At 34.4% G+C, this 17,106-nt stretch carries 15 protein-coding genes; 3 read left to right on the top strand and 12 right to left on the bottom strand.

Features of this window, described 5'->3' with window-relative positions:
* Positions 1–281: 281 nt before the first annotated feature.
* The 6 genes from D9842_RS18320 to D9842_RS18345 all read right to left on the bottom strand — a co-directional run bounded on the left by D9842_RS18320 (position 282) and on the right by D9842_RS18345 (position 6,092).
* A complete protein-coding gene (locus tag D9842_RS18320) occupies positions 282–1,514 on the bottom strand; it encodes a hypothetical protein (protein ID WP_121663747.1) in 1,233 nt (410 codons plus the stop codon).
* Positions 1,515–1,566: 52 nt separating this feature from the next.
* Positions 1,567–2,061 carry a hypothetical protein gene (locus D9842_RS18325; protein WP_121663748.1) on the bottom strand — a complete coding sequence of 165 codons (495 nt, stop codon included), beginning with the start codon at positions 2,059–2,061 and terminating at the stop codon, positions 1,567–1,569.
* A 298-nt stretch (positions 2,062–2,359) separates the two neighbouring features.
* Entirely contained in the window at positions 2,360–3,055 is a 696-nt protein-coding gene (locus tag D9842_RS18330; RefSeq protein WP_121663749.1) for a hypothetical protein, read from the bottom strand.
* Between the two features lie 51 nt (positions 3,056–3,106).
* Positions 3,107–4,114, bottom strand: coding sequence for a PIN domain-containing protein (locus D9842_RS18335; protein WP_121663750.1), 1,008 nt, complete (start codon positions 4,112–4,114; stop codon positions 3,107–3,109).
* A 173-nt stretch (positions 4,115–4,287) separates the two neighbouring features.
* Entirely contained in the window at positions 4,288–4,932 is a 645-nt protein-coding gene (locus tag D9842_RS18340) for a DUF4352 domain-containing protein (RefSeq protein ID WP_121663751.1), read from the bottom strand.
* A 458-nt stretch (positions 4,933–5,390) separates the two neighbouring features.
* Complete coding sequence (locus D9842_RS18345; protein ID WP_121663752.1) at positions 5,391–6,092, bottom strand: lecithin retinol acyltransferase family protein; 702 nt, start codon at positions 6,090–6,092, stop codon at positions 5,391–5,393.
* Positions 6,093–6,500: 408 nt separating this feature from the next.
* Between D9842_RS18345 and D9842_RS18350 the strand changes: the two genes are divergently transcribed.
* On the top strand, positions 6,501–6,962 hold the full coding sequence (locus D9842_RS18350) for an SMI1/KNR4 family protein (protein ID WP_121663753.1): 462 nt from the start codon (positions 6,501–6,503) through the stop codon (positions 6,960–6,962).
* Positions 6,963–7,126: 164 nt separating this feature from the next.
* Here D9842_RS18350 and D9842_RS18355 read toward each other — a convergent pair whose 3' ends face one another.
* From D9842_RS18355 to D9842_RS18380, 6 genes are all read right to left on the bottom strand, one after another.
* Positions 7,127–8,719 carry a YncE family protein gene (locus tag D9842_RS18355; protein ID WP_121663754.1) on the bottom strand — a complete coding sequence of 531 codons (1,593 nt, stop codon included), beginning with the start codon at positions 8,717–8,719 and terminating at the stop codon, positions 7,127–7,129.
* A 172-nt stretch (positions 8,720–8,891) separates the two neighbouring features.
* A complete protein-coding gene (locus D9842_RS18360; RefSeq protein WP_121663755.1) occupies positions 8,892–9,743 on the bottom strand; it encodes a methyl-accepting chemotaxis protein in 852 nt (283 codons plus the stop codon).
* A 333-nt stretch (positions 9,744–10,076) separates the two neighbouring features.
* Complete coding sequence (locus D9842_RS18365; protein WP_257535904.1) at positions 10,077–10,820, bottom strand: GIY-YIG nuclease family protein; 744 nt, start codon at positions 10,818–10,820, stop codon at positions 10,077–10,079.
* Between the two features lie 63 nt (positions 10,821–10,883).
* Positions 10,884–11,114 (bottom strand): hypothetical protein, encoded by a 231-nt coding sequence (locus tag D9842_RS18370; RefSeq protein WP_121663756.1) that lies wholly within the window; start codon positions 11,112–11,114, stop codon positions 10,884–10,886.
* Positions 11,115–11,389: 275 nt separating this feature from the next.
* Positions 11,390–13,363 carry an NAD-binding protein gene (locus D9842_RS18375; protein ID WP_121663757.1) on the bottom strand — a complete coding sequence of 658 codons (1,974 nt, stop codon included), beginning with the start codon at positions 13,361–13,363 and terminating at the stop codon, positions 11,390–11,392.
* Between the two features lie 11 nt (positions 13,364–13,374).
* Complete coding sequence (locus D9842_RS18380) at positions 13,375–13,653, bottom strand: RyR domain-containing protein (RefSeq protein WP_121663758.1); 279 nt, start codon at positions 13,651–13,653, stop codon at positions 13,375–13,377.
* A 144-nt stretch (positions 13,654–13,797) separates the two neighbouring features.
* On the opposite strand from D9842_RS18380, the gene D9842_RS18385 reads away from it, so the two are divergent.
* Positions 13,798–16,119, top strand: a complete 2,322-nt coding sequence (locus D9842_RS18385; RefSeq protein ID WP_162987498.1) for a toll/interleukin-1 receptor domain-containing protein — start codon at positions 13,798–13,800, stop codon at positions 16,117–16,119.
* Positions 16,116–17,105: a hypothetical protein gene (locus D9842_RS18390; protein ID WP_121663760.1), complete on the top strand. Its 990-nt coding sequence runs from the start codon at positions 16,116–16,118 to the stop codon at positions 17,103–17,105. Before D9842_RS18385 ends, D9842_RS18390 begins: the two co-directional genes overlap by 4 nt.
* Position 17,106 lies beyond the last annotated feature (1 nt).

Genomic DNA, 17,106 nt, shown 5'->3' on the forward strand with positions numbered 1-17,106 from the left:
TTTTATATTTAGTACTATTTATTTAAGAAGCCGAAACTTTTCTCCTTTTCCTACCAAAACAAAATAAAAGAATGCATACAATCATTGTTCATTGCCTCAAACATCCTCATCATATATTACATATTTTATTAGTAGCTGAGTTCATTTGATAAAATAGAGAAAAAGCCAACAATAAAAGTTGGCTTTTCTGTCGATAATCATCCTTCTTGTCAGCAATTTTAGACCGAGACAAGAAACCTGTCCCTCTGTCCCCATTAAATCGGGACACGGAACCTGTCCCCCTAGCGATCTAGTTGAATATTAGTGTCAGGCACTACATAATATCCTCCACCAACTTGATATTTTCCATCCTCCATACCATACACTCTTACGGTTTGTCTTGATGGGAACCTCTTAAAGAAGTCACCATCAGGTGTATAGACATACATGTATGAACTTTTTGCCCACACATGTCCATAATAGTAGAGTGTATCCTTTGCACTACCTTTAAGAACATAATAGCCGCCACCTACCTGATAACGGTCATTTTCTATTTCGTAAACCTTTAATCCCTCACCCTTTTTTAGTTTACGGTGAACTTTGCCGTTTGGATTGTATAGAGCCATGCCATCTTTTTGGATTAATACACGACCTATCCATGGATATTCATCAGAAGATGTTGTTTCTTTCACGCTTACCTCTACTTCATAGGGAAAGCTCGGCAAGGTATGTGTAAGAAACTCAGAAACCTCTAAGAAATACGATCCTGCCTTAAGCGTTACTTCATTTACACGATCTTTCCCTAATGATGGTATATCGTTAATCAAGTAGTCGTTAAAAACATCTTTACCTAACGAGTCATAAATCCTTAATGTTCCATAACTATTTGGATATTTTGCATGTTTTATAATAATCGTACTATCCTTTTGGAGGGTGAATTTATATGTATCACCATCATCTGTTCTTGGATGAGTTGAAAAGAATCCCTTGTAACGCTTATTAAGCTCCATTTCGGTTGCTATATCCCAGGTATCATTATCTTCCTTCTCATAATAATTACTAGTTTCAAATGAAACACTAAATTGATATGTAACGTCTAGATCAGTTGTACCAGCAGCTAATTCAAGATAATAGGTACCTGCAGGCAATCCCACTTGACCAATTTCATCCTCCATCACGCTAGGTTTAGATACATAATTTAAATACTCATTATTCACCTTACCATTTGTTAACAAAACGGAAACTGATCCATTCACATGTTTACTATCTACATTAACCGTTACAAGCCCACTTGTAGGTAATTCTATTTTATAAACATCTTTAGGATCCCTCCTAAAATCATCATCAGCAAATGTAGATTCATATTCTTTGTTTAACTCTATCGCTGTCGCTGTAGAGAATAGTTCGTTAGGCTCATTGCTTATAGTTGTCGCAGTTTGAGAATCTGCAGCAGCCTGAATCTGTCCTGCATTTGGTAAGAATACTAATAAAAATACAGCTGTTAAAATACCCATTGATAATCCTAGTTTTTTCATTGTTTTTCCTCCTCCGGATTGGGACAACGGGACAGGTCCCTCGTCCCACCTATTAATAATGATGGTTGTAATCATTCGACATATCATGAAGGTCATCTTGAAAACGACCTAATTGCTCATCCTCCATTTGGTCAGCCAAGCCATAGCTGCTTCCCCCAGAACTCCTACCACTACTTGAACCACCGCTAGAATACCCTGATGAACCACTTTCGTTTCCTGTCACAAAGGCTTCAATTGGAGAAACAAGGGTCATAATCACAATAATATTATCTGCAAAGCTTTCCCCAACATTTAGCTTGTAAAATGAGCAACCTACAAACAAACCAGTTATAATCGATCCTCTTATCCATTTTCGTTTATAAAATTGCCCTGCACCTACAAATACTAATGATGAAAAAAAGGATATCGAATCCTTCCTCCTTTTTCCACCAAAACGGAATAACAGGACATTAACAATCATTGTTGCAAGCATAACCATCATAACTACATCTAAAGTGGGCATCCCTAATGATTCTTTTACCCAATTTCCTCCAAACATCGAACCCATACAATTCCTCCTCTTTTCGCCAAGGCCTTGTTGCATAAGCACTAAACCTTAATCATAGCTGTTGTAAGAAACACTATTTTCCAAATTTGAAAATTTTACATTTTATTAATATACAAGATTTTGAAAATACCTCACTCTTTCTTCTCTAGTATGATTATCTCGCAAACTTCTTCTTTATTCTGTGTTAGGCCTAACATAAAAATTGTTAAATTGATCACATTTTGAAAGAAAGTAACCTATGATTTTAAAGAGAACTTTGGGACAAGGAACCTGTCCCTCTGACCCGCAACCTATGATTCTAAACAGAACTCCGGGACAAGGAACCTGTCCCTCCGTCCCGCTTATATAGTTTGCGAGTTTTCACATAGTCTTGTTCGTAGGTGGTTTGTCCAATTTGTTTTGAGAATTCATCACAATAGTCTTCAATTTCGTCTCCGAAGAGTCTTCTTTCAAAGTTATATCTTATGTTATGTCCGATTTCATGTCCTAGGGAGAATAGTAACTCATCGCGAGCCTCTTCTTTGGTAATTAACCAATAGTAGTTCTTTTCTACATCAGTATAAAACCTGTACATATTCTCTTCAGGATCTCTTTCTAGTGGATAGACCCTTATGACTGCTCCGATACTTGAACGATCATCGTTATCTGGAGTATAAGAAGCAAAAATCTGATAAGGATATTCTTCGGGTCGATCTTCGAATGATATTTCTTCAATTCCGACTAAAGCTGTAGAATGCTTTTCTTCAGCCCTCCTTAGTAATTCATTAACCTCTTCACGAGAAATAGGAACATCGTAGTTTTCGTTCCTAAACGTTTCCCTATAAAATTTTATCTCCTTTAATCCCTTATTTTTGTAAATTTCATTAAAGTACTTTTTCGATTTCCGTAATGATGGGCCTTTACTAAGAGCACTCATTACTAAAATGAACGTAAAAGCAATTAGAAAAAGGGCAAAAACGACAATTAATGAGATGAACAGAATAGTAGATAACATGATTCCCTCCTGAAAAACTCTTTTAAATAGATTAAGGTTCAATTAGTATCATTATGCTTCTCTTCCTAAATTTGTATCAAATAATGTCACAACATCCATTCCCCGTGAGGCAGCTTTATTTAGGGCAATTCGATCTTCATTAAAGAACATTATTTTTGGCTTTTTGAATATGGATAATTTCCTTTTTCTCAGAGTTTCTAATTGATAGAGATAATGACAAAGAATCACATCATCATTAACTCTCGGTTTCAAATTTTTAGAAAGAACGTACTTGTTGAAATCCTCTGTTGAGTCTTGTCCAACATACTGAATTTTCCCTTTTTCATTTAATCTGGTTAAATAAGCAGTTGCCTTTTGAACTTTGTAGTAGGTATCTCCTTGTTTCAGATCTTCTAATTCATTAAGAATTAAGGTAGACACCCAAATGCTTTTATTCTTCATTTTCAATAGTTTATCTAATAACTTCTCATCATTTCTTACAATCTCCATGAAGAAGTTAGTATCCATACAAATGGAATATCCATTTTTCATACAATAATCTAATGAATAATGAAACGCTTGAATTCCCTTTTCTCTTGTATAAGTATTTTTTTGCGTTCCTTTCAACCAAGATAAAACGGATTTTTTACGTCTTGCTTCCCTTAGCATTTGTGTATCTCGGTTAATGCTATCAATCGTATCTTGCTTATACTTCAAAAACTCCTTATGCTCTGCTCTCATTCTTAAATCTGCTAAATATAGGGCTGCTCCGACTGAATATAGGAGATTTATTGTGAAAATAAATGTAGCTGTATTCCTTTCGATCATTTCTCGAAAGAAACTGTCAGGCATTATTTCATAGAAAAAGTAGATAACAAAAGCAAAAGGAAACGTTCCTAAAATTGATAAAAACCCCGTTTTGTATCTTCTTATTAAAATGTCACCTAGTCCAATAAATGCCATATTCAAAAGCGTTGGAATTGTATTGAGTTTTCCAATCAATTTTCCTATTAAAAATGAAACAATTAAGGCAATAACAAGAATCATAACTAGATGTTGAAGTTGATAATATAGTAACATTGTAATCCTCCTTTTAATGACTATTGTACTAGAAAATTACTAACATTCATTAGCTTCATTATAAGTACCTATTGTATTTAACACGTTGTAGGGTGAATTCGTTGATTCCTTTAAATCCATCACGATTAAATATGATCTTGCCTCTATGACTTCATATCAAAGAGGCAACCTTATTATTCCACTGGCAACGGAATCTCTGCTACTGCATCCTCGCCATTATCGGTAAAGATTTGCTTAATTCTTAACGTTAAGTTCGGTTTGTCCTTAGGTGTAATAAATACAATATTTCCTTCTTTAAAACCACCATCAATAACACTTGAGCCATTATTAAACGGATTTTTAATATTTGTTCCAGAAATTCCTCCACTTTTCACCTCACCATTAGGTGTAATCACATCAAATGATACTGTGCTAAGCTGTTCCTCTCCGGAATGGTTTGTTACCTTTACATTGAGAACCCCATAGCCCTCGTCATTGCTGCTTGGTTTCTGAGCAAATACATGTCCAGTTAAAGATGATTTTGTATAAATACCATTTAACGTATAGTAATAATGGTTTAGCTGCACCTCATAGTCTCCGACCGTGACCGTTTTATTGATTTCAATCGGGTTTCCATTCTCCGGCCCATTCATCACATCGATTTCTTCCTCACTTAAAGTGTTTAGTTCCTCTTGTGTCATGTTCTTAGGATCTAACACTTTATGTACTTCTTCAGTTTTCACTTGTGGAGATGAAATCTCTTCTTTAGCAGAACAACCGATTTGGCTTGATAAAATAATGATGAATAGAAAGAATGTCTTTAAAAATCTAGGTTTCATGTTTTAGCCCTCCATTGTAGGTAATAAATAAAATTTTTATCAAAGCTTCTACTAGTTTAGAATTGAGAACACAAAAAAATCTCCTCCTTTAATGTTTGATAAAGAATGAAATATACAGAGACACAAACCACATAATTAAATAAGCCCTTGTTATAAGGTGCTAAAAAAGCTTATAAATTTGTGATTCGTAAAAAAAACTGTATATTTTCTCTTTATCTCTTCTTAAAGAAAGAGATTCGTATATAAAGATATAAAACTTCAAAATCTAGTATATAAAGCGTATATAAATCTAAAATGTATATTATGTTAGTATTTTACTATAAAGGATAAATTGTGTAAATACTTAATTCACATCCTAAGAATGCTAGAACGGAAATGATAATACAAAAAAGGAAGCCTTAGATCTATTATTAAATGAACTTTCTGTTGTAATGTTTTCAAGCTGGAGGTCCTCGTCTTTAAATTGTTTTAAATGTTTTTGTAGCCAGCTTTATAAACGATTCTACCTGATGACTTTGATGAACACCTGTTTTACACCATATAGCAAAGTGTTCACAGTTATTTACAACAAGATTATATTCTTTTTGCCCTAAACATTTTCTTGCATTTTGTATGGTTTCTTCATTTGTATTTAAAGGTCTTTTTTTGATCAGCGTGTATAGCTCTAAAAATAAGTTTACATTTTTAATGAGATCATACATCGGGTCTGCTTGCCTTACCATTGTTTTAACTGATCCATTTTTGATATCTGAAACTGTAATAGGAGAATTTTTGATAGACGAATGTGCATACTCACAGTTCAAGATGAAAAAACGACCGGATTCCCTTAGAAAATGGTTCATATCAGTTTCCATGATTTCGTTATTTTTCATGTCGATATCCGAATCTTTAGAGGTAAAGTGAATCACTCTATCATTACCTATGTATACCCCATAATGTTCAAACGGAACTCCGTGCTTCGTCTTCCGTTTAACCCCTATAACATCTCCAGCTACTAGCATTCTATTTTTCTGTTTGTATTTTATGTAACTCTTTACACTTTCCTCAGCTGCTTTTGTCCCAATTATACTAATTCCGGTTTTAATTAAAACAGAGGAAATTGAAGGGCCTTTCTTAAGAACGGTATCAATAGCTATCTTAGTCAGAAATGAAGGCAACAAATCGAATTCTCCTTATCAGTTTAAAATAAAATATTTGAGTTATAAATTCTAAAAATAGTAAAATTTACTCATATACCTATATCCTATCATTTTTTCACTTTGCTAAGATATATTAATCTGTAAAAATGCCTTATCTATGTTGAACTTTCCTTATCATCTTCTGCTCAAAAGAAAAGCATATATAACCTGATGACGCAAAAGAATGGGTTCGTTCTCATATAAAAGATTCTTATGCGGTTGAACCGAAAGAGAAAACAAGCAAAAAGTTTGGGAATGCTACGATTAATGTATATGGAAGCCCATTGTTTCGTACACTAGAAATTGATTTTGGATATGCGGAAAAAAATATATAATTAGTGATATGAATAAATGAATGGGACAAGGAACCTGTCCCTATGAGGTGATCAAGTGGTAAACAGTATATGGCAAGAAGATGATGAGTACTACAGGTTAGAGCCATTAACAGATGCGATGGTAAAAGAGGCAGAGGATAAGCTTAATGTTAAGCTTCCGGACTCATATATAAATATCTTAAAAGAGCAGAATGGGGGATATATTAAGTTTGATTCTTTTCCTTGTTCTACTCCAACATCCTGGGCTGATGATCATGTAAATGTGGATCATATCTTTGGGATTGGTAAAGAAAACAGTATATTAGACAGTGAGTATTTAATAAATGAATGGGATCTGCCGACCAATATTGTACTGATCTCTGGAAGTGGGCATTCATGGATTGCTCTTGATTATAGAGAAACGAGAGAAAATCCTCCTGTTATTTTTATTGATGTTGATGATGAAAAGATTGTCGAATTAGCTGCTAATTTTGATTTGTTTTTAGATGGGTTGATGATTTGGGAAGGTGAAGTCTGAAAGTTAATGAGTGTATTGTGTTGAGGAACAGGAAAAGCCAACTGCTATAGTTGGCTTTTTTGTAGTAAGATTTTAAGTTAATTCCATCTCAATCAAGAGTTTAGTTTTCCCAGATAAGCATTCTCCCAGTGAGCAAATTTAGTCTGGGACAAGGAACCTGTCCCCTAGTTCTTCATATACGAAACCTGATTTTTGTTGTCGATGATGTAGTAGCCGCCACCGACTTGGAATTTGTTGCCGTCGATGGAGTAGACTCTGTAGGATTCACCTTTTTTTAGGGTTTTGTGGATTTCGCCTGATGGTGCGTATAGTTTTGTGTCTTGTAGCATGGATACGAATCCTACGTAGAATGCTACGTTGCGGTCGTTTTTGATATAGTAGCCGCCGCCGACGTCAAATTCATAATCATCATAGTTATACACCCTAATTAACTCATTTGTTTTTACTTTACGATATGGTTTACCATCTGGAGAATAGAGGGTTGTTTCTTTGCGTATAACTAATCGACCAATCAGAAGGCCCATTTTGTTCTTTTCATGTCTAACATAATAGCCGCCACCAAGATGATAGTAGTTTCCTAATATACCAAATGTACGGTAATATTCTCCCTTTTTTAGTTGTTTATAAACTGTGTAGGATCCATTCGGTGCTCTTTTTAATAGCGGTACTGGCTGTTTAATATAAAGTCTGGCTATTGGATGATTATGATTGATAGATGTAAAATAAGGCCCATCATAGCTTGTAGGATTTTTGAGTTCCACAAGAGTAGAATAATAATCAAGATAATATCCACTATCATCTCTATATATAGAGATAAAACCATCTTTATAATGCAATATTTTCGTTACATTACCTGTTTTAATAGAATAAAGTAAATCATTATTTTCATACGAATATACATCAATACCACCATTAACATCTGCAGCATACATATGATCATCACTTGTATTGAATGCATAATCATTGTACCTTTTTCCTAAATCATCCTGAAATACCATATCCCCCATTTTCACCGAAGATGACCAAAAGACAATTCCGCTATTATTAAACATTCTAAGGCCATCCGGAGTGATTCTCATCTGGTCTGTTAAAGGATAATCACCATGATAAGGCGAGTCATATTTAAAGAAAATTGTTCCTTTATTTATTTCAAGTGCGTTTAAATCACTAGGACTTATATGAGGCGTTATCGTATAGATTTTATTATTAACAGCATTATAAGAAATTGTTGACCGGTCATAAATTCTAGCTGTATTTTCATTATTCGGAACTTCTTGTCCATCTTTTAGTGAGTATACTTTCATTGCATTCCATTGCCCTGAACCAGGTGACACATATACATAGCCATCCTTATCCACTGCGATATCATATGGATCTGCTACAATATCAAATGTACGATCAAGCGTAAAAGAATTTATATCTACTAATGCAATTGCTCCCTTATAAGAACCGAAGTTATAGCTATCATGAGCCATTTTATGCTGAATTAGAACCAGTTTATTTTGATATATTTCTAATTTAGTAGTTGGATATGGCAAATTTAGCGTCTTCATTTCTCCAGTTTTGTAATTAATAGAATAGACAGTATTGGCACCTTTTCGTGTTAAATAAATAATGGGCTTATCAGGATCCAGTACTGAATCCGCTGGTTCAAACCCCAGATAAACAGGTCCACTATTACCTGCTGCGTTTGTTTCATTCATTTGTAGAAAAGGAATGATTAATAAAAAAACAAAAACACCCAAAAATCTCCTCAAATTCCTACCCCCTAAGTATTCTTAGGCTAAGTATAGCACCATGATAGGGACATAGGGACAGGCAACTTGTCCCATTTTTCAGAGATGCCAAAGGGACAGGTACCTTGTCCCCTTTCTTTCTACAAATGAGCTACCTTGAATCAGTAAGGAATTTGGGACACGGAACCTGTCCCTAAAGCTTCGAAGCATAGATATTCAGTTCTTTACTCATCCTTTCGATATCATCGATATATTTTGAGATTTCTTCTGTTGAGATTTCCTGTTCTTTCCCGACCGCTACTACCTTTTCTATAGATGATGCCATATCGTGCATAGATTTCTGTATATCTTTTATCGTTTCTCGGATCTTTTCAGCAGATGAACTTGTTTCATTGGATAGCTTTCTAATTTCTTTAGCGACTACATCAAATCCTTTTCCCATTTCTCCCGCACGAGCTGCTTCAATTGAGGCGTTTAAGCCTAATAGATTACATTGATCTGCTATTTTCTTAATAAACGTGATAACATCATCTGTTTTTTTCATTTCTTCAGATGCTAGTTTAGATTGGTTTAACAGATGATGGCTAATATTTGATAACCCCTCTGCTCCCTTTTCTACTGTTTCAATTCTCTCGTTAGTTGAAACAACGGATGATACGATTTGATCCGAAATCTTCCTTAATTCTCTTTCATTATGCTCTTGCAGTTGAATGGCAATAGCCCCTATGACCTTCCCTCGATGAACAATAGGGTGTGCTAGTCCTGTAAAAGAAAAACCAAAGAACTCCGCTGGTACCTCCTCTTTAATAGATTTATTATTTCTAATACATTCTGCGAGCGGTTCACGAGGATTAATTTTGGTTCCTTTCCTCGCTCCTAGATCAATTTTAGGACTTGGATAATACGCAAGCCATTCTTCCGTATTGCTTATTCCCATTGCAATATTAGGAAGCATTTTGGAGATGATAGATATAATTTTTATATAAGAATCTAGTTCATTAGAATGCTCATTAGTGTTGGTGTTGTTCATGATTGATGTTGCCATATGATGACCCCTCTCTTTTCTTAAGTATTATTATAAGCGAACTTAGCTGCTGATACATTTTTTAATGTGTTTTTCTAAAAGACAATTAAAAAGGAGAAGTGCATAATAACACTTCTCCTTGTAACATCTTCATCAAGAGTGGCAGTTGACAATATCTATATTCATGATTTCTAGTTATAAAATAGCATTCTTCTATTCAGTCTGGGACAAGGAACCTGTCCCTAATTTTTGCCTAATTTTTGTTGTAACCAAACGGAATTGTCTGAAGTTTTTTCTTAAACGAGTTTTCAATTTCAACTGCTTCTAATGCTGTGATGTCTTTGGGTAGAACTTTTAAGATGATATACTGAAATTCAAATGTGCTGTGGGGTTGAGAGTATATAACTCCTTTAATTTTTCATTTCCTCCATGAATGGTTGTGGCATACTCCTTCCAACGTCCAAGTAAACCGTTTTTATTATATGAAGAGCCGATATATATTTTGCCGTTTGAACGGTCCGTTATTGCATAAATCGCATTTATTGAACTTAAAGCGATATGCCAATTCGCATATGTTTGCTGATTATCGATGATTTGTTTTAATTCCTGATACGTTACTATGACATTTTCGTATCCTGGAAACACAACTTCACTTGTATTCACTAGCTGCGTAATAGGCTTTTCATTTGTTCCTTTTTGGTACCATTTCACAGCTGCCTTACCCCATTCAATAGATAACTTATTTTCATATGTCATTAAAGGGTCATCTTCAATTTCAAATAGGGGATGCATAATTTCATCTTTATATGACTCTAGTAAAAATGGTGAACACTGTGGAGATATACTTGGAGCCTCTCCGTGTCGTACTTCATATGACTTTAAATACTTTGCAGTTGTCCCTTCATCCGCAGAGAAAACAATTACTCTATCATATCCATCAAAAAAACCAGGAGATTGCTTTTGTGTATATTCCCTCAAGGATCCATCACGATAAGCATTAATAAATCGTTCATGCTTCATTGAATGACGGATAAGTAATGTTCTTGTTAAGTTGTATTGACAGCGTAATAAAAGATCTGATAAATAGAAATGAATCATTTGTCTCTCCTTTTGACATAGGGTCCGGTCCCTTGTCCTTACGTTTTTTGGTCTAAGAAAATTCTAAAACTTTTCTTTTGTTTTTTTATATTCAACATAACGTTGGAGAGCAAGGAGATAATGATTTTTAGATTTTGGAAATTCTTTCTCTATAGCTGCTTTTAATATTGGAGTTATTTCATTTTCTCCCTTATATAACCCTCTATTCACAATTCCATTAAAACGGCCGACATAATCTTCAGCAGAGCCTTCACTTATTTGATATTTCTGCATTAAAAAGTCTTTGAATTTCATTATTCATCCCTCTTCATTACCAGTTTCATAGATATTATTCAACTTATTCTTATACACACTGCCCTCATATATCAAGTAATAATCTAGAAGATAGAGATTAGGCAGATGTAAACAGAATACTAACGATGTTTATTTCGCATTTTCATATAATTAGTAGAAAATAGCCCTGATTCCAACAAGGAATTAAGGCTATTATAATACATGTTTATCAGTCTATTATTTTTCTATCATTACAATCAAAAGCATAATTAAGCATTGTCTATGCTGACGACTTCTTATGCAGTTTTATTATCTTCCAACTGGGACATTGAACCAGCGCCCTCACCCCTTTGAACAATTACAAGCCCTGCCATATCCATGGTTTTGTAGAGGTTTAGAACCGTTTCTCTATCATATTGCTTATAATTTTCCCCTCGTATGACACTTATTCTTTCTAAGTCGTCATAAGGAACGATACATCCGTGTAGCTTATTAGGGATATTAACACCATGTTCCTTGGTAATATGGTCAAGGGTGTCCCAGCCTCTTAAATAATGGAATGTATTCCAACGCTGGTGTTCAGCAGCGGCTATAGCTTCCATTTTACTTAGTGCTAAATTCTTGAATTGCGTTTCCGTAATGATAGTTTGGACTCCTACTTTTTCCTTTTGCACAGCCTGTAACTCCAGAAGCATTAGCTTCACATAAGCATGATTTAATTGGTTACGGTTTGATTCTTTCTTAAAAGTTGAGAGATCTTCCCATTTTTCAGGAGTTTTTCCTGTTTCGGCTTTTTTGATTTCTTGATAGCCCTCATGAACCTTTTTAGCCAGATTTTCTTGAACATCATCAATTATGTTTTCGTAATTAAGGACGGACTGTAAATCACCAAATAAGCGCAGCTTTCCGTATTTTGATTGATTCTTTTGAAGCCATTCACTAATTTGGGCTTCTTCGTTCATTTTTAGGTAAATTGGGAGCTCTGGAACCTTTCTTGTTAATTCAATGCCTTCCTTTAAGTCTTGAAAGTCATCTTTTAGACATACAAAAACATGCGTAAATTCAACAGAAGATTGCTTTAGATATTCGTATATGGATTCTATTTCAATATCAAGTTTCTGAAACTTAATGTTTACGAATTTATTGCTTTTTGGATAGTTATCAAACCAGAGCTTTTGAACCTTTGGTGCTTCTTTATCCAATACTGTAATTTTCAATAAATTAGAATTAATAAAATGTGAGCGTTCAATTGCTTGAACAGCCATCTGCTGCCCTGTTTGTCCAAATCCAACAAAAAGCAAATGCAATGGTTGCCCATTTTCTTTCTTTAGCCTCTCCTCATACCCTTGATATAAAGGATAGTCATCAAGAATTTTTTCGGCTACGAGACGATGAAGATTAATAGGTTTAATCGTTACTATTCTATTAATTGCTAAATTCTCTTCAATATCCTCGAAGAGTTCAAAGGATTGACTATTAACAAGGTGAAGGATGACTTGCTTAGCACGTAAGCGGGACCAATCTTTCTCAACATACTCATCCAAAGCTAAAACTTCATTTAAGTTTTTGGAATCATCTTCATGAAAAATGATAAAAATTCCAGCTTGTAGAAGCTTGCTCTTTTTGTACAATAGTGAGTCACCTTGTTTTCCCATAAACACAATGACTCCTAGACTCTGTAAATACTTTTTCTGAGATTCTGGTATATCCTCCGCTAACAAGATTACTTGTTTATGTTGATTTCTTAAGTTTTCAATTAAAGCTTTGCTATATCTATTAAAACCAGATATGACGATATGATCACCGAATACCCTGTGCCATAGAAGCTTCACTGATTGATTAAAAAAGGAATAAACAAGCGAAAAAACAGTAGAGATTGTACAGGCGGCAGCTGTAAACCTCGCCAATTCTATAGCAAAAGGATATTTAATAAATTTTGTAGCTTCCTTTGAAAAAACTGGATCTACATCTAAGATAAACAAGCGAAATGTTGAGTATATCGCATTTATAAATGAATAGTTTTCTATAGCTAAAAATTTAAAGCCGTAATATCCCACTGATATTGCAATGAGTCCTAAAAAAACTTGAAGTCTATTTTTACGAAAAAAACGATAAATTAATCCATATGTAAGAAAGATTACTGTTAGTATAGTAGAAACTGCATGATCAGGTGTTCCTAATTTAAAATGAAGAATCCAAATGATAGAACTCATCAAGATTGCAATAAAATAATAATAGGCCATGCTTGAAAATCTATAAAATACAGCCATAACTTCCCCCCCTATTTAATCGTATAACCCAATGACATAATTACTTTTAAAGTTTCCATCATTGTGTTACGATCATAATCTTTATCCTCTTCTGAAAGATTTTCATATGGAACTAAATTTGGGTGTGTTTTCTTTTGGTCATCCCTATATTCCCCATAGGTCCATCCTTCTTGTATCCTTTGAGATGCCCAAACTTCATGGATGTTTTCCGCTAATTTCTCCCTTAGTTCTTCCATTTCCTTAGGTAATTGTATGTGTGAAGTCTCTATCGGTTTAGGGTTATATGTCATCTTTTTTCCTTTCACAACATTTTGTGATCATATTTTACCATAAATTATGGGAAATAATATATTTACAAGGAAATATTTACATAGTATCCTTAAAATAAAATAGGGAAATATACCCTATTTTATTTTAAAGAAGGAGTTAGAAAAGTGGGAGAAATATTTATAAGCTATTCGACAAAAGACTCTCGGGTTGCCGAACAATTATATACTACTTTACAAGAGCAAGGCTTTATCTGTTGGTTTGCCCCGAATGATGTTCCCCCAGGGGGAGACTATGCCTCAAGAATTACGGAAGCTATCAATAAATTCCAATATTTCCTTGTCATTGTTTCCCAAAACTCCTGTACATCCGAGCATGTTCAAAGTGAAGTCTCATTAGCAGCACAAAACAAAAAAATGATTATACCATTTCGTATAGATGACTATCTTTCTGATTGGATGAAATATTACATATCTCGTGTGAGCTGGATTGAAGTAAATCCTTCTAACATGGATGAATCTATTGAATCTTTAATTCAGAAACTAAAAGGAATGGACAACCTTTCTCAAAGTCCCGTAATCTCTCACTATGGGAAATCAGCACAAGAGGTTAAGGGATTAAAAGATTCCTCTGCACAAGTCTATCAAATCCAGAGTCAAGAAATTGAGAAGGTTAAACAACTTTTTGTTCCCGATCCATCCTTTAATAAGGCGAAATTACTATTAGAGGAAAAAAGAATCTTGTTCTTACATAGTTCAGAGCATAGCGGTAAATATACAACTGGTCTATCTCTTTTAAATGATCAAAAGATAGAATCTTTATCTCAAATTATTCCAACTATTACAGAAAAGGAACTTTTAAAAGTTCCTTTTGAGAAAAATGCTGGTTATATTATCGATAATATTTCTCCAGATACATTACTATCAATCAACTCTTTTTCACTAAAAAAATTGAGTGAAAGTCTTCAACATCTGAATGCTTATATGGTAATCACCACCAGTATTGAGGTAGAGCATCAAGAGTGTTCAATTCAACATAAGAAACAAGAAAATACCTACCAACTTCTTAAGAACCATTTTTCTTACTTGAATAAAACCGATAAAACTCAGGATGACTTTCAGAATCTTATAGAAGAAAAACAGATTGTTAGTTCAATAATAAATGATTTTCAGCCACGAGATGCAGAACCACTAATCAACAAATTGATTACTGTCCTTACCGGGAAACAGTCTACAGATGAATTTCTACAATCGTTAAAGCAAAATGTAGAAAAACGAATTCATCAATGGTTTCAGGAAGAACGAACGATTGATCAATATGCTTTTATCACTTCTTTGGCTGTCTTTAATGAATATCCCTATTCCCAACTCGAAGTAATAGTAAAGAGACTGAGAGATTGTTTGAATATAGAATTAAATTCCAACAAGGATGAGGAGCAAACGCAAATCTTAGACCTTTCATTTGGTCTTCAGCTTGAGTCTATTGGTGCAGAACGTTACGAAGGCTTATCAAATGCTAATATCGGCCAAGTAAGAGATACATATATTCGATTTAAAACAAAAGAAGATGCCGAGGCTGTCTTGCGCTATATTTGGCATAATTATCCACAACTCAAAAAAGCTATCTTAGTTTGGTTGGAAGTTTTATTAGAACATGGCAATAAACAAATTAATAGCCAAATCACCAAAGCGTTGGCCGTCCTGTTTCAGGATGACACTCTATTTATCATGAATCATATCCTGCAAGATTGGGCAAATCATAAAGACCAGTATTACCGTGTGTTAGCAATTAATCTACTAAATGAGCTTGCAGAATATAAAGAAAATCTTGTAATAGTTGATAAGCTTTTAAATCACTGGTCGTCCCTAAGTAATAACTATAGACTTCAATGGACTGCCGCGGCCGCTTATGGAACCAATCTCGGGGTTTATCTGTTCCCTGATTCGTTTACCAATCTGGCTTCGATTTTTTACGTTAATAGCCAAAAGCTTGACAACATAGTTTTAGAAAGCATTAGTAATTTGTTTCTATTTGGAAAATTCGATCCATTCTTTTATCAAGCTGTCCCATATCTTTTTAATGTTTGGTTAAAGGAAAATACGCTTGAGCTAGGATTAAAACATCATTTTTATGATTTGTTTTTTGCCATTTTAACTTATATTGATGAAGAATCTCTGAAAGTACTTTTATCTGAAAAAGAAATTCAAGTAGACATCCTTCCTCGCATGCTTGCAGAGGGGCTAAGCCACTGGAAAACGCGAGAGTTTGCCTCACTAATTATAAAACACATGTTTAGCGAAGCAAATAAAGATCAAACAATACAAGAACCACTTAGAATGTTTACTTTTTCCTTATTAGTTAAAGGAGGTTCACCACTAAAGGGAAGCATTCTAACTATATTAAAGGATATCTTACAAGAGCCTTATCGAGAGGTTGCAGTACCGATCGTAAATGAAATTATTAAACTAGAAAGGATGAAGCAAAAATGACGTTCGTTATTGGAACTCAAGAAATAAAAAGTGGGCTATTTGCTGAAAAGCAACCGATGGCCTCTTCAGATGTGGCCTTTGTATATACGAATGCTAGTGGAGACATGATCCCCGTTAAAGCAGGACAAAGACTAAGCCGTATGGAGGTAAAATCCGAAAAACTCACGAAAATGTACAAGATTGAATTAACCCCTAAGGACTTTGAATTTAGAAGAGAGTTTGCTTCTACAGAAGTCGTTGAAACCTTTGTTATTGAAGCAACTGTTCAGGTAAAAGTTGACGATCCTGTCCTTGTTATTCGTAACGGAGATCATAATTATAAGCAACTAATTGACAAGCATTTATACTTTGAAATAGAGAACATCGCCAAAAAATACGATATCAACCAATATCAAGGGTTAAAGTTTGATATTGAAGGACTTCGTAATGATTCTCGATTTACTCATTCTATTGAAAGCATCGGACTTAGATTGCTAGACGTGAAAGCAATAGTCAACTTGAGCGATAAATCAAAAGCACATTTAGAAAAAATGAGGCAATTAGAAAAGGATACTGCTTATAAACAAGCTGAAATTGATAGTAACACCGGGACCAAAATTAAAGAAACACAGTCTAAGACACGCATTCAACATGAAGAAATGGACAATTTACAGCAACTATTGGAAATGTATGGTCCAGATGGAGCCCGTATTGCATATGCGTCTTCCGATCAAGAAAGAATGGCTATTATTCAAGAAATTCAAGAAAAACGTGAAAAAGAGCAGAATGTAAGACAGGAACTCGTCAGTCGTTTAAATAGCGAGGGAAGAACTCCTGAGGAAATCGAAAAAATCTTAAAGTTGACATTCCAAAGCAGTGTGCATGTTAACCCATTATTGACTTCTGCACAATTGCAGTCTGCCGCTCAAATAGAGCAACCGGTGGAACAGAAGGAAGAGGACCCTTTATTAGCAGAGCTAAATAAAGTAATAGAGAAAGGAGAATAAA

The organism is Metabacillus litoralis, from assembly GCF_003667825.1.
In the GTDB taxonomy this organism is placed as follows: Bacteria; Bacillota; Bacilli; order Bacillales; family Bacillaceae; genus Metabacillus; species Metabacillus litoralis_B.